The organism is Nonomuraea sp. NPDC003727, from assembly GCF_053586935.1.
Genome location: NZ_JBSFNE010000003.1, coordinates 335,329 through 348,726, shown reverse-complemented (window position 1 = coordinate 348,726; position 13,398 = coordinate 335,329). Strand labels below are relative to the sequence as shown.

The window sequence follows — 13,398 nt, the reverse complement described above, 5'->3', positions numbered from 1 at the left end:
CGCCTCGGGGTGGATCGTCGGTTCGCCCGCTGGCGCTGCGGCTGCCGTCGCCCTGTCCACAGCCGGTGCGCCTGCGAGCGCCCATATCCACAGAACGCCGCTCGGCCCCTCCCACCCAAGCCACTCCGCACGATCCTGAGCCTTCCTTCCACGGCTCAGGAGGTTCTGATGTGGCTCACCATCGGTTTTCTCGCCACGCTGGGCGCCTCGCCGGGGACGGCGGCCGCCCTCGCCATGCCGCCGTGCCCCGGCACGGTCAAGCCGCCCGGCGACCATGCCCACACAACGGTCGTCCTGTCCTCGCATACGTGCGCATCAGCGACCCGCTGGCCGGGGATGCGCATCCCCGCCACCGACGCCGACTGGCTCACCGCCTGGGCCGCCCGCATCCCCACCTGGAAGCGTCCGCCAGGCACCTCACCTCACATCTCCTGGTCCCCGCCGGGCACCTCACCCCACACTTCATGGGCTCTGCCAGGCACCTCACCCCACACTTCATGGGCCCTGCCGTCCCGCTGGCCCCTACCCCCTGATCGCTCAGCGCCGGGGCAACCGCTCCCGCCCGATCACCTTGTCCCCCGATGGACAGTCCTCCCAGATCATGTAGCCCTCGACGAGGTGGCGCGGCCTGACCATCCCATCCCCGCATGGGCCACACCCCAAGACCGCTCCGCCCCCGCCTGGCCGGTGCCGCCGACTCTCCCTGCTCACGGCAGGGAAGTACCGCCCGGGCATCCTGTCCCCGGGTGGTTGATGCGATCAGATCTCCCCGACCACGTCCGGGGAGTACCGCCCGGGCGTTCGGTCGCAGGGTGGTTGGTGCGGCGAGATCCCGACGCCTTCGGATGGGTGATGCCGCCAGGGAGTCCTACCCGCGGGTGGCAGGTCAGGTCGGATATCGGTGCCTTCGGACGGGCGGTGCCGTCAGGACGCCCTGTCCGTGAGTGGCTCGCGCGGTCGGATCGTCATCCCCGCTGGGTGGTGCGGCCCGGGAGTCCTGTCCCCGGATGGCTGATGCGGCTTCCCGGGTGGCTGATGTGGCGAGATCGCGATGCCTCCGGATGGGTAGTAGTGCGGCCTGACGCGTTCGGGCGTGTGGGGTCACCCGATGGACGTGGCGCGGATCAGGTGGTTCCTCGTCGCCCCGGCGTCCGTGCCCCGCGTGAGCGTCAACGCCCCAGCACACCGCGAGGCACGGGCAGACCGCGCAAGACGACACCCGGCACCGGCAAACCACGCGCCACCCGAACCAAGGGCGACACGGCCGCCGGCGCGGCGATCGCCCGCTTGGGGACCCCGTTCTCCTGGGGCGGCGGCACTCCCTCTGGACCGAGCCGGGGCATAGGCAGAGGCGCGGGAACCATCGGCTTCGACTGCTCGGGCCTGACGCTCTACGCCTGGTCGAGAGCAGGCGTACGACTCGGCCACTACACCGGCACGCAGTTCCGACAGGGCAAACGCGTCATGCTGCCCGACCTGCGCCGGGGTGACCTGGTGTTCTTCGGCGGCGGCACCGGTGACCCCACCCACGTGGGCCTCTACCTGGGCGACGGCATCATGATCCACGCCCCCAAGACCGGCGACGTGGTCAAGAAGACCAACTTCCTGGCCTCGGCCTACTACCGCGCCCGCTACCGAGGCGCCGTCCGCCCCGGCTGACCCGAGGAAACCTGCGGGTCGCCTGGGCCGCGCATCCCTCAGACGACCCTGCAGGGAACCCAGCACATCGACGACGAAAAGCCTCGGTGCAAATCGCAAGGAACCGGCCTGACCTCCCGTGCCTGGCCAAGGGGCCCTGTGATCAGCCTTGCGTAGGGAAGCCATGGGTGTGTTCCGTGACCAGGGACCTGCGGAGGCGTCTCCAGGACACATGGGCACGCCCCGCCACGAAGGGCGCGTCCTGGTCACGAAGGGCACGTCCTGGTCACGCTGGGAACGTCCTGGTCACGCTGGGAACGTCCTGGTCACGCTGGGAACGCCCTGGTCATGCGGCACGCCCCGGTCATGCTGGGCACGTCCCGGTCACGCTGGGCACGTCCGGGAGCGGTCAGCATTCGGATACTGCCGACCATGGTGACGGACGACGGCGGACACCGCCGACGGGTCGCTGCAGCGCGCCTACGGGTCACTGGCCACCGGGGTTCTCACGCGCCGGAATCGGCACCCAGGGCGACAGGGGGAGGAAGCGGCGCAGTGCTGCCCGGCCGATTGCAGAGCTGGCAAGGAGGCGTCGGTGACAGGCGTCGCCACCAGGGTGGCCAAGACGAGCGCCGCGACCAGGGGGCCAAATCGCGGGACAGGTCCGGGGTGAGGATCGTTGTGATCAGCGGGCCGAATCGGGTGGGTGGGTCAGGAGGCGCTGGCGACGAGCATCGCGATCAGCGGGCTGAGGAGCGTTTGGTCCTCCAGCCGAACGGGCTCGTACTCCGTGATGCCGAGCCCGGCCGGCTCGAAGCGCTCCACCAGCGCCGCGACCAGCTTGAGGAGGTGATCGGGCTGCAACCCGCCCGGCGCAGGACTGCCCACGGACGCGAACACCCCAGGATCCAGCACATCGAGGTCGATATGCACGTAAACGGCCTCAGCCCCGGTGGCCGCCACCGCCTCCACCAGGACCGCGGGGTCGGACAGCTCGGCCACGGTCACATGGGTGAGGCCGCTGTCGGCGATGAAGTCCCGCTCGCCGGGATCCAGGTCACGCGCCCCGGCCAGGACCACCCTGCCGGGACTGATGGCCCGTCCCGGCAGCAACTCGCCATGCCCTTCGCCGGTGAGCGCGCGAAGGATCATCCCGTGAAAGGCGCCGGACGGGGACGACGCCGGAGTGTTGAGGTCGCCGTGCGCGTCGAACCAGACGAGGCCCAGGCGCTCGCCGTACCGGTCGAGGGCGGCGGACACGGGCGCCAGTTCGACCCCGCAGTCCCCGCCCACCGTGACCACAAGCCCGTCCCCGACGCCGTCAACCGCTGCTCTCGCCCTGGTCGCCGTGACGGCGAAGGCGGCGGGCGAGTCGCCGTCCGCGACCTCCACCCGGTGTCGCGCGGCGTCCGGCACCATCGAGGCGAGCAGTCCTGCCCCCTCGACCAGTCGCCGAGCCGTACGGGAGCCCGAGCCCTGCCACTGCGGAACCTCGATGACCGTCACCTGAGACATCGGTGTCACCTCGTCTGTGCTGGTTGCCTCCGGCGGGACCTCGCCGTCGGCAGGATATGCCCGCGCCACCCGCCCGAGATCAGCCGCCCAGTCCCGCCCGCCCGAGTCCAGCCGTTCAGTCCCGTGCGCTCGCGATCAGTCGCCCAGCTCACTCGCCCGAGATGACCCGCTCGGTCCCGCCTGCCCGAGTCCAGCCGTTCAGTCCCGCGCGCCCGAGCCTGCTGAATCCCGCCCGCCCGAGTCCAGCCGTTCAGTCCCGCGCGCCCGAGCCCGCTGAGTCCCGCCCGCCCGAGAGCAGTCGCCCAGCATCGCCCGATCCGGGCCCATGACGCAGCCCCGAGATCCCTCAGAACCCACTCCACGTCCTCACGAGCTGGCCCCTTCACGACTCCACCCGCCTTCCGTGTCTCCAGCCGGGCGATTGTCACCGCATGCCTCCTTGGCCCCGCGGATGCCTGGCGACCCCGAACTGCCCTCGCCCTCTCTTAAACCGCACCTCCCGTGACTCCGCACTGCCCTTGCCCGCTCCGGAACCGCGCTTTCCGTGACTCCGCACTGTCCACGCCAGTTCCCTTGGCTCCGTACTGCCCACGTCCTCTGCGGAACCGCGCTTCCCGGGGCTCCGCACCGCTCTCGCTCGCCGGGAAACCGCACTTCCAGGGCATGCCGCTCGAAACCCCCAAGGCGGGGCATGGAATTGCGTGGCCGGTGGGTGGGCACCGCTAGCATCGAAGGCCTTGACCCACCAGGCGACGAGAGTGACAGAAGATCGATGAGTTCCGTGACCGTCCGGGTGCCCGCAAAGGTCAACGTGCAGCTGTCCGTGGGCCCGCTGCGGGATGACGGCTACCACGACCTGGTGAACGTCTTCCTCGCCGTCTCCGTCTTCGACGAGGTGATCGCGAAGGAGTCGGAGACCGTCTCCGTGAAGGTCGAGGGTGAGTGGACCGACCAGGTGCCGGTCGACGATGGCAACCTCGCGATCCAGGCGGCCAGGGCGCTGGCGAAGCACGCGGGCAGGACGTACGGGGTCGAGCTCGTGATCCGCAAGGCGATCCCGGTGGCGGGCGGCATGGCCGGTGGCAGTGCGGATGCGGCGGGCGCCCTCGTGGCCTGCAACGAGCTGTGGGGTCTGGGGCTGCCGCGCGAGGATCTGATGGAGATCGCGGCCGACCTGGGGAGCGACGTGCCGTTCTCGCTGCTGGGCGGTACGGCGGTCGGCACCGGCAGAGGTGAGCAGCTGGCCGAGCTGCCGACGGACGGGCGGTTCCACTGGGTGTTCGCCATCGCCGACGGCGGCCTGTCGACGGCGAAGGTCTACGCCGAGTGTGACCGGCTGCGGGAGACACGGGGCGAAAAGGTGCCGTGGCCGCAGGCGAGCGAGGCGCTGCTGACGGCGTTGAAGAAGGGCGACGCGCGGGCGCTCGGCGCGGAGCTGGTCAACGACCTGCAACCGGCGGCGTTGTCGCTGCGTGGTTCGCTGGCGCGCACGCTGGGGACGGGTCAGGCGCGGGGCGCTCTGGGCGCGATCGTGTCGGGGTCGGGGCCGACGTGCGCGTTCCTGGTCGCTGACGAGGAGCAGGCGCGACAGCTGGCGGTGGCGCTCGTCGAGGAGGGCGTGTGCCGTACGGCGGTGCCCGCCTACGGCCCCGTGGCGGGCGCTTCGATCGTGTGACCGGCCGGGAAACGGTCGTCTTGCGCGTGACCGGGGCTCTTGCCAGGTGGTGTCCCGGGTCGGGACGGCGGCGCCAGATGGTGCCGTGGGGAGCTGGCCGGGTGGGTGTGGCGAGGTCGCGCCTGGGGTCGGGATGGTGGCGTCGGAAAGGGCCCGTGCTGAGCTGCGTGGTGTGGCCGCCGACGGCGACGATGGGTCCTGCAACTTGCGACGTCGTGGCTGGCGTTCGGCAGACGGTACGGGCCGGAGGGCTGGCGGCGCGGGCGGAGAGGGCTGGCGGCGGGGGCGAAGTGCGGGCGGCGCGGGTCGAGAGGGCTGGCGGCGGGGCCCGGAGAGCAGGCGCGCGGGCCGAGAAGGCAGGCGGTGCGGGCTCGGAGGGCAGGCGGTCCGGGGGGCCGGGCGAGGGCCGCGTGAGGCTGCCGTATCGCCGAGTGCTTGGTCGCTTAGCCAAATGGGGCGGTAGTCCGTACCCTTGGGGACGATGAATCTGGTCAATCTCGAGTCGGTCTCCCACGCCTACGGGCCCAAGCCGCTGCTCGCCGACGTCTCTCTCGGTATCGATGCCGGTGAGCGCATCGGCGTCGTCGGGCGTAACGGCGGCGGCAAGACGACACTGCTGTCCGTGGTCGCGGGCGGGTTGAAGCCCGACTCCGGGCGGGTGACGCACAACAGGGGTCTGCGGGTCGGTCTGCTGTCGCAGCGTGACGACCTCGATCCCGGCAAGACCGTTCACGAGACGGTGCTGGGCGCCAGGGCCGAGCACGAGTGGGCGGGTGACCAGACGATCAGGGAGATCCTCGCCAACCTGATCGGCGATCTCGATCTGGAGAGCCCGGTCGGCGACCTGTCCGGCGGGGAGCGGCGGCGTACGGCGCTGGCGAAGCTGCTCATCGACGAGCACGAGCTGATCCTGCTCGACGAGCCCACCAACCACCTCGACATCGAGGCCATCGCCTGGCTGGCGGCGCACCTGGCGCAGCGCAGGAGCGCGCTGCTGGTCGTGACGCACGACAGGTGGTTCCTCGACGCGGTGTCCACCCGGACGTGGGAGGTCGTCGACGGCAGGGTGGAGCGCTACGAGGGTGGTTATGCCGCCTACGTGCTGGCCAAGGCCGAGCGGGCGCGCATCGCGCAGGCCGCCGAGGAGCGCCGCCAGAACCTCATGCGCAAGGAGATCGCCTGGCTGCGCCGGGGTCCGCCCGCGCGTACGTCGAAGCCGAAGTTCAGGATCGAGGCCGCGCAGGCGCTGATCGCCGATGAGCCGCCGGCGAGGGAGACCGTCGAGCTGATGAAGTTCGCGGCGGCCAGGCTCGGCAAGACGGTCTACGACCTGGAGGACGTCACGCTCCACGCGGGCGGGCCCGGCATGGGCCCGCTGGTGCTGGAGCGGTGCACCTACCAGTTCGGGCCGGGCGACCGCATCGGGTTGATCGGGGTCAACGGCTCCGGCAAGTCGTCGCTGCTGCGCCTGCTGGCCGACCAGGTCAAGCCGGACGCGGGCCGCGTGGTCACCGGCCGCACGGTACGGCTGGCGTACCTGTCGCAGGAGCTGGCCGAGGTCGACCCGACGCTGCGGGTGCTGGAGTCGGTGGAGCGGATCCGCAAGTACGTGCAGCTCGGCAAGAGGGAGTGGACCGCCTCCCAGCTGCTCGAACGTCTCGGCTTCAAGGGCGAGGCGCAGTGGAAGGTGGTCGGTGAGCTGTCCGGCGGCGAGCGGCGGCGGCTGCAGCTGCTGCGCCTGCTCATGGACGACCCGAACGTGCTGCTGCTCGACGAGCCGACCAACGATCTCGACATCGAGACGCTGAACGAGCTGGAGGACCTGCTCGACGGCTGGCCCGGCACCCTGGTGCTGGTCAGCCACGACCGCTACTTCCTGGAGCGCGTGGCCGACAGGTGCGTGGCGCTGCTGGGCGATGGGCGGCTCTCGCTGCTGCCCGGCGGGGTCGACGAGTACCTGGAACGGCGGGCGGCGGGCACGGCGGTGACGGCCCGGGTCGCAGGCGCGGCCGCGGCGGCTGCGGCCGCTCCGGTCGAGAAGGTGGAGAAGGTCGAGGCCGCTGGGCTGTCGGCGAAGGAGGAGCGTGAGCTGCGCAAGGAGCTCAACCGCCTCGAACGCCAGCTCGACAAGCTCAGCGGGCAGGAGGACAAGCTGCACGCCGCGATGGCGGAGGCGGCCAGCGACTACGCCAAGCTGGGCGAGCTGGACGGCAAGCTGCGCGAGATCCTCAACGAGAAGGACGCGGTCGAGGCGGAGTGGCTGGAGGTCGCCGAGCGCCTGGGCGAGTGACCGGCGACCAGGTCACCCGCCCAGGCGCGGCGCCGGGGCTCCCGGTGGTCGGCGAGGGAAGACGGCAGAGGCCCGCGCCGGGGGTTCCCGAAGGCCGGCGGTGCGCTGACGTCCAAGATGCTGACGTCCGGGCACGCTGACGTCCGGGCACGCTGACGTCCCGACGGACTGCTGTCCGGGCGCGCTGCTGTCCGGGCGCGCTGACGTCCAAGAGGCTGACGTTCGGGCGAGCTGACGTCCAGGGGGCTGATGTCCCTGGGGCGGGCCGGGGCTGACGTGCTGGACGATTGGCGTGGGCCTGGGTTCTCGAGGGCTGACGTGCTGGACGGTGGCGCGTGCCCGGGCTCTCGGGGGCTGGCCCAGGCTGGGCTAACGAAGGCGGGGATTCCTGGTTCCCTGGGTCAAGGCCGGGCAGAGAGCCGGGCGCTGGAGGTTTCCCAGGGTGTGGCGGAGGGCACGAGGACGCGACAGGGATTCGGGGCGTCAGGAGTCGAAGGGTGTGAGAAGGGTGCGGAGCAGATCTGCCAGGACCTTCTGCTCGTCGCCGCCCAATCCGGCCAGCAGTTCCCGTTCGCGCCGCAGCAGGTCGGCGAAGGCCGCGTCGACCCTGGCCCGTCCGGCGTCGGTCAGCGACACGAGCACTCCGCGCCGGTCCTCGGGGTCGGGGCGCCGCCGTACCAGGCCGGCCTGCTCGAGCCGGTCGATGCGGTTGGTCATCGTTCCGGAGGTGACCAGGGTCGCGCGCAGCAGCGCGCCCGGTGACAGCTCGTACGGCCCGCCTGCCCGCCGCAGCGCGGTGAGCACGTCGAACTCCCACGGTTCGAGGTCGTGTTCGGCGAAGGCGGCGCGGCGTGCCCGGTCGAGGTGGCGGGCCAGGCGGGAGACTCGACTCAGCACCTGCAGCGGCGTCACATCGAGATCGGGGCGCTCCTGCTGCCAGGACGCCACGAGCCTGTCGACCTCGTCCATCGTCATGGCACAAAGTGTACTGTCTTGACATCGAGATATCTCTCTCGATATCAATTATCTTTATGTCAAGAGATATCTGGGACCCGGCGACCTACGCGAAGTACGCCGACGAGCGCGGCCGGCCGTACGCGGAGCTGGTCGGACGCGTGTACGCGGATGCCCCCGATTATGTCGTCGACGCCGGCTGCGGCTCAGGGGAACTGACCGCCACGCTCGCCGAGCGCTGGCCGGAGGCGACCGTCTACGGCTTCGACTCCTCGCCGGCGATGATCAGCAAGGCCCGCGAGCTGAAGACCACCGCCCGCTTCGACGTCGCGGACGTCACTCTGTGGCACCCGGACCGCCCTGTCGACGTGCTCGTCTCGAACGCGCTGCTGCAGTGGGTGCCGACGCACCGCGACCTGTTCGAGCGGTGGGTCGACGACCTCAGTGCGGGCGGCTGGCTCGCGTTCCAGATGCCGGGCAACTTCGACGCCCCCAGCCACGTGCTGGTCAGGCAGCTGTGCGCGAGCGAGGCGTGGCGCGACAGGCTCGGCGACTTCGAGCGGCCCTGGCCGGTGGCCGAGCCGGTGGAGTACGTCGACCAGCTCAGCGGCCTCGGGCTGCGGGTGGACGCCTGGGAGACGACCTACGTCCACATCCTCCAGGGCGAGCGCGCGGTGCTCAACTGGATCTCCGGTTCGGCCCTGCGCCCGATCTTCGACCGCCTCGACGCGGGCGAGCGGCAGCGTTTCGTCGACGAACTCGCCGGCCTGCTGGACGACGCCTATCCGGCCAGGCCGTACGGCACGCTCTTCCCGTTCCGGCGGGTCTTCGTGGTCGGTCAGAAGGTGCGATAGCGCCCCGAAAGCCTTCTGAGCAGGTCGAATATGGGTAGGAATACCGCAAGGGTGCTGCCCGCCACCTGACAGCGAGGCTCCGATCAGCCTTCTCCTGTTCATCGCGCAGTGGCATCATTGTCCGCAATTCGACACTTGCGAGGTGTAGTGGGCATCGAGATCGAAGACAAGTTCGACGTTCCTGACGATTACGAAGTCCCCGACCTCAGCAAGTTCGGCGAGGTTCTCGGGCCGAGAAGCTACCAACTCGTGGCGCTCTACTACGACACGCCCGATCTACGGCTGGCCGCCAGGGGTATCACGCTGCGCAGGCGCAGGGGCGGCGCGGATCCCGGCTGGCACCTCAAGCTGCCCCGGGCCAAGGGCGCCCGTCAGGAGATCCAGCTCCCGCTCACCCGCAGCACGAAGATCGTGCCCAGCGAGCTGGCCGAACTCGTCCAGGCCTACACGCGCGGCGCCGCGCTGGCCCCCGTGGCCGAGCTCGACTCCCGCAGGAGCGTGCGGGTGGTGTCGGGGCTGGTCGAGGTGGCCGACGACCGGGTGAAGGGCACGGTGCTCGGCGACGAGCCGCGCATGGAGCGCTGGCGCGAGGTCGAGGCCGAGCTGCTCGAGCAGGGCGACCCGAAACTGCTGGCCAAGGTCGGCAAGCGGCTGCGCAAGGCGGGAGCCGTACCCGCGGGGACCGGGAGCAAGCTGGCCAGGCTGCTCAAGCCGGCGCCGCCGGCGCGCGTCGAGGTCGGCGACGGCACCGCCGCCGACGTCGTCATCGCCTACCTGGCGGGACATGTCGACGCGCTGCTGGCGCAGGATCCGCGCACGCGCAGGGCGGAGGAGGACGCGGTGCATCAGATGCGCGTCGCCTGCCGCAGGATGCGCAGCGCGCTCAAGGCGTTCAAGACCGTCGTGCAGGACACCGTGCACCTCCAGGACGAGCTGAAGTGGCTCGGCACCGTGCTCGGCGAGGCCCGTGACCTGGAGGTCATCAGGACGAGGTTCGCCCGTCATCTGGAGAGCCTGCCGCCCGAGCAGGTGGTGGGTCCGGTCCAGGCGCGGCTCGGCGACGACCTCGGCGCCCGCGAGGAGGAGGCCTACGGCAGGATCAGGGAGGCGTTGAGCGGCGAGCGCTACTACGCCCTGCTCGACGCGCTCGACGGGCTGGTCGCCGATCCGTCGCTCGGCAAGGCGGCGGAGAAGCCCGCCGACGACGTCCTTCCGGCCATCGCCGGCAAGAACTGGAAGCGGGTGACGAAGGCGTACGACACCGCGCAGACCATCGCCGAGCCGGAGCAGCGTGAGATCGCCATGCACGACGTGCGCAAGGCGGCCAAACGCGCCCGGTACACCGCCGAGGCGCTCGGAATGGGCGATCTGGCCAAGCGCGCCGAATCCATCCAGGACGTGCTCGGACTGCACCAGGACGGGGTGGTCGCCCAGGAAACGCTCGCCAAGGAGGCCGAGACCGCGCGCCAGGCGGGCGAGGACACCTTCACCTACGGCGTGCTGGTGGGCATCGAGCGGGCCACGGCCGAGCGCGCCCAGGCGGACTTCCCCGAGGTGTGGGCGGGGGTTCAGACGGGGTAACGCTCGACGCCGACGACCTTCCCGTCCGCGCGGTGGACGACGGCGAACGCGCCCTTGCGCAGGTGCAGACGCACTCCGCCGAGCTCGGCGATCAGCGGAGGGAGCACCTTGCCGTGACTGCACACGACCGCGGGGCCGTCGAGCCGGCGGACGAGCTCGGCGGTCCTGGCGGGGTCGTAGCCCGGCTCGCTCAGCAGCGGGTCGAGCCGGATGTCGCCGTCGGGCAGGGTCTGGACGCACCGCCTGCTCGGGGAGCTGAGCAGGGTGGTGGGCAGGTAGGCGGGCAGCACCGTGGCCAGCGTGCGCGCCTGGGCCTCGCCCTCCTCGTCGAGCGGGCGCAGGTCGTCGTCGCCCGTCCATTCCTGGCGTGAGCCGGCGCTGCCGTGCCGTACCAGGATCAGGGGGGTGGTCTCGGGCGGCGCGGCGGTCAGCGCGCGCAGCAGCCGCACGTCCCATGCGTACGTCAGGCGGGCGTACGCCTCCTCGACCGGAAGCCAGACCAGCTCGTCCACCTCGGGGCCGGGCACGAACCGGCCGGAGACGGCGCGGGCCGTCCAGTAGTCGACCCGCTTCAACCGGCCCTTGTGCGGGTAATGGGCGGGCGGCAGAGAGCGGCCGAGGGCCACGGTGAGGCCCGTCTCCTCGCGCACCTCGCGTACGGCGCCGGCGATCGGATGCTCGCCCTTGCGCAGCTTGCCCTTCGGGAAGCTCCAGTCGTCGTAGGCCGGCCGGTGGACGAGGGCCACCTCGTCGCCGCGCCTGACGACCGCGCCCGCGGCTCTGATGGAGTCAGTCATCGACCGTTCTCCAGCGCCTGGTGCCGAGCAGGTGGGTCTGCAGGTCCTGGCCGTGGTGGCGGCTCCACGTGCCGTCGGAGTTCAGCCACCAGCTGTTCGTGGTGTCGGCCATGATCAGGTCGAGCAGCTCGATCAGGTAGGCCCGGTGCGCCTGGCCGGTGACCTTCACCAGGGCTTCCACCCGGCGGTCGAGGTTGCGGCGCATCAGGTCGGCGCTGCCGATCCAGACCTCCGGCCGCCGGCCCAGCCCGAACTCGTAGACCCTGGAGTGCTCGAGGAAGCGCCCGAGAACCGAACGGACGCGGATGGTCTCGCTCAGGCCGGGAATGCCCGGACGGAGCGTGCAGATGCCGCGGACCCACAGGTCCACCGGCACGCCCGCGCGGGAGGCCCGGTAGAGGGCGTCGATCAGCTGCTCGTCCACCAGCGAGTTGGTCTTGATCCTGATCCTGGCGGGACGGCCGGCCTGCTGGTGGGCGATCTCCCGCTCGATGCGCGCCAGCAGGCCGCCGCGCAGGGAGTGCGGGGCGACGAGCAGCCGGCGGTAGGCCGAGTGGTTGGAGTAGCCGGTCAGGTGGATGAACAGGTCGGTGACGTCCTCGCCGACCAGCGGGTCGCCGGTGAGCAACCCGAAGTCCTCGTACAGCCGCGCGGTCTTCGGGTTGTAGTTGCCCGTGCCGATGTGGCAGTAGCGGCGCAGCTCGCCCGAGGCCTCCTGGCGGACCACCAGCGCGAGCTTGCAGTGGGTCTTCAGCCCGACCACGCCGTAGACCACGTGGCAGCCCGCCTTCTCCAGCTTGCGCGCCCAGGAGATGTTCGCGTGCTCGTCGAAGCGGGCCTTGATCTCGACGACGACCACGACCTGCTTGCCCGCCTCGGCCGCGTCGATCAGCGCGTTCACGATCGGGGAGTCGCCGCTGGTGCGGTAGAGGGTCTGCTTGATGGCCAGGACGTTCGGGTCCTCGGCCGCCTGCTCGATGAAGCGCTGCACGCTCGTGGCGAAGGAGTCGTAGGGGTGGTGCAGCAGCACGTCGCGTTCGCGCAGCACGGCGAAGATGTCGTCCTCGGCGTGGATCGCCTCGGAGGGGACGAACGGCCGGAAGCTCAGCTCGCCCCTGTCCAGGTCGGCGATCGCGTGCAGCCCGGTCAGGTCAAGCGGTCCGTTGATCTTGTAGATCTCGTGCGGCGCCACGTCCAGCTCGTCGACCAGCAGCTCCAGCACCTCGGGCGTGATCGTGTCCTCGACCTCGAGCCGGACCGCCGGGCCGAACCTGCGCTTGAGCAGTTCCTTCTCCAGCGCCTTCATGAGGTTCTCGGTGACGTCCTCGTCGACGTCGAGGTCCTCGTTGCGGGTGACCCTGAAGGCGTGGTGCTGCAGGATCTCCATGCCCTTGAACAGCTGCCCGAGATGGGCGGCGATCACGTCCTCCAGCGGCACGAACCGGTCCTTGGAGGCGGTCACGAAGCGGGGCAGCTGCGACGGCACCTTGACCCTGGCGAAGACCGTGTGGTCGGTCGACGGGTTCCGCACCACGACGGCTAGGTTGAGGCTGAGGCCGGAGATGTACGGGAAGGGGTGGGCCGGGTCGACGGCCAGGGGGGTCAGGACGGGGCGGATCCGCTCCCTGAACAGCTTGCGCAGCTCGGTGCGCTCCTCGCGGCCGAGGTCGTCCCACCGGACGATCTCGATGCCTTCGGTCGCCAGCTGCGGGCAGATCTGCTCGTGGAAGAGGGCCGCGTGGCGCTTGGCCAGGCCGTCCGCGACCGTCGCGATCCGCGCCAGCTCCTCGCGCGGCTTGAGCCCGCTCTTGGTACGCAGCAGCAGACCTGTGGCCATCCGCCGCTTGAGTCCCGCCACCCGCACCCTGAAGAACTCGTCGAGGTTGCTGGCGAAGATCGCCAGGAAGCGCACCCGTTCGAGAAGGGGGAGCGAGGGGTCCTCGGCCAGTTCCAGCACCCGTTCGTTGAACTGGAGCCAGCTCTCCTCGCGGTTGAGGAACCGCTCCTGAGGCAGGGGCAGATCGTTGTCGGGGTGCAGGAGCTCAACGGACATATTACGTAATATGCCCAACGAGATTGAACAAAGCGTTAACT

General features: G+C 70.7%; 10 protein-coding genes. 5 read left to right on the top strand and 5 right to left on the bottom strand.

Annotated features, from left to right (window positions below; all coding sequences use genetic code 11):
- Window positions 1-155 precede the first annotated feature (155 nt).
- The gene (locus ACWDLG_RS10365; RefSeq protein ID WP_449918133.1) at window positions 156-416 is read right to left on the bottom strand and encodes a hypothetical protein; all 261 of its coding nucleotides are present in this window, start codon (window positions 414-416) and stop codon (window positions 156-158) included.
- Window positions 417-1,287: 871 nt separating this feature from the next.
- Between ACWDLG_RS10365 and ACWDLG_RS10360 the strand changes: the two genes are divergently transcribed.
- Window positions 1,288-1,659 (top strand): NlpC/P60 family protein, encoded by a 372-nt coding sequence (locus tag ACWDLG_RS10360; protein WP_354905454.1) that lies wholly within the window; start codon window positions 1,288-1,290, stop codon window positions 1,657-1,659.
- Between the two features lie 690 nt (window positions 1,660-2,349).
- Here the strand turns inward: ACWDLG_RS10360 and ACWDLG_RS10355 are convergent.
- On the bottom strand, window positions 2,350-3,153 hold the full coding sequence (locus tag ACWDLG_RS10355; RefSeq protein WP_449918131.1) for an arginase family protein: 804 nt from the start codon (window positions 3,151-3,153) through the stop codon (window positions 2,350-2,352).
- A 772-nt stretch (window positions 3,154-3,925) separates the two neighbouring features.
- Here ACWDLG_RS10355 and ACWDLG_RS10350 point away from each other — a divergent pair.
- Window positions 3,926-4,828, top strand: a complete 903-nt coding sequence (locus ACWDLG_RS10350) for a 4-(cytidine 5'-diphospho)-2-C-methyl-D-erythritol kinase (protein WP_449918130.1) — start codon at window positions 3,926-3,928, stop codon at window positions 4,826-4,828.
- A gap of 481 nt (window positions 4,829-5,309) precedes the next feature.
- On the top strand, window positions 5,310-7,118 hold the full coding sequence (locus ACWDLG_RS10345; RefSeq protein ID WP_449918128.1) for an ABC-F family ATP-binding cassette domain-containing protein: 1,809 nt from the start codon (window positions 5,310-5,312) through the stop codon (window positions 7,116-7,118).
- A gap of 483 nt (window positions 7,119-7,601) precedes the next feature.
- Here ACWDLG_RS10345 and ACWDLG_RS10340 read toward each other — a convergent pair whose 3' ends face one another.
- On the bottom strand, window positions 7,602-8,093 hold the full coding sequence (locus ACWDLG_RS10340; protein ID WP_354905465.1) for a MarR family winged helix-turn-helix transcriptional regulator: 492 nt from the start codon (window positions 8,091-8,093) through the stop codon (window positions 7,602-7,604).
- Between the two features lie 56 nt (window positions 8,094-8,149).
- Between ACWDLG_RS10340 and ACWDLG_RS10335 the strand changes: the two genes are divergently transcribed.
- Both ACWDLG_RS10335 and ACWDLG_RS10330 read left to right on the top strand, forming a co-directional pair.
- Window positions 8,150-8,926, top strand: coding sequence for a trans-aconitate 2-methyltransferase (locus ACWDLG_RS10335; protein ID WP_449918127.1), 777 nt, complete (start codon window positions 8,150-8,152; stop codon window positions 8,924-8,926).
- Window positions 8,927-9,073: 147 nt separating this feature from the next.
- Window positions 9,074-10,507 carry a CYTH and CHAD domain-containing protein gene (locus tag ACWDLG_RS10330; RefSeq protein WP_449918124.1) on the top strand — a complete coding sequence of 478 codons (1,434 nt, stop codon included), beginning with the start codon at window positions 9,074-9,076 and terminating at the stop codon, window positions 10,505-10,507.
- On the opposite strand, the gene ACWDLG_RS10325 is transcribed toward ACWDLG_RS10330, so the two are convergent.
- Both ACWDLG_RS10325 and ACWDLG_RS10320 read right to left on the bottom strand, forming a co-directional pair.
- Window positions 10,495-11,304 (bottom strand): NUDIX hydrolase, encoded by an 810-nt coding sequence (locus ACWDLG_RS10325; RefSeq protein ID WP_449918122.1) that lies wholly within the window; start codon window positions 11,302-11,304, stop codon window positions 10,495-10,497. The genes ACWDLG_RS10330 and ACWDLG_RS10325 overlap by 13 nt on opposite strands.
- Window positions 11,297-13,357, bottom strand: coding sequence for an RNA degradosome polyphosphate kinase (locus ACWDLG_RS10320; RefSeq protein ID WP_449918119.1), 2,061 nt, complete (start codon window positions 13,355-13,357; stop codon window positions 11,297-11,299). Before ACWDLG_RS10320 ends, ACWDLG_RS10325 begins: the two co-directional genes overlap by 8 nt.
- Between the last annotated feature and the right edge of the window lie 41 nt (window positions 13,358-13,398).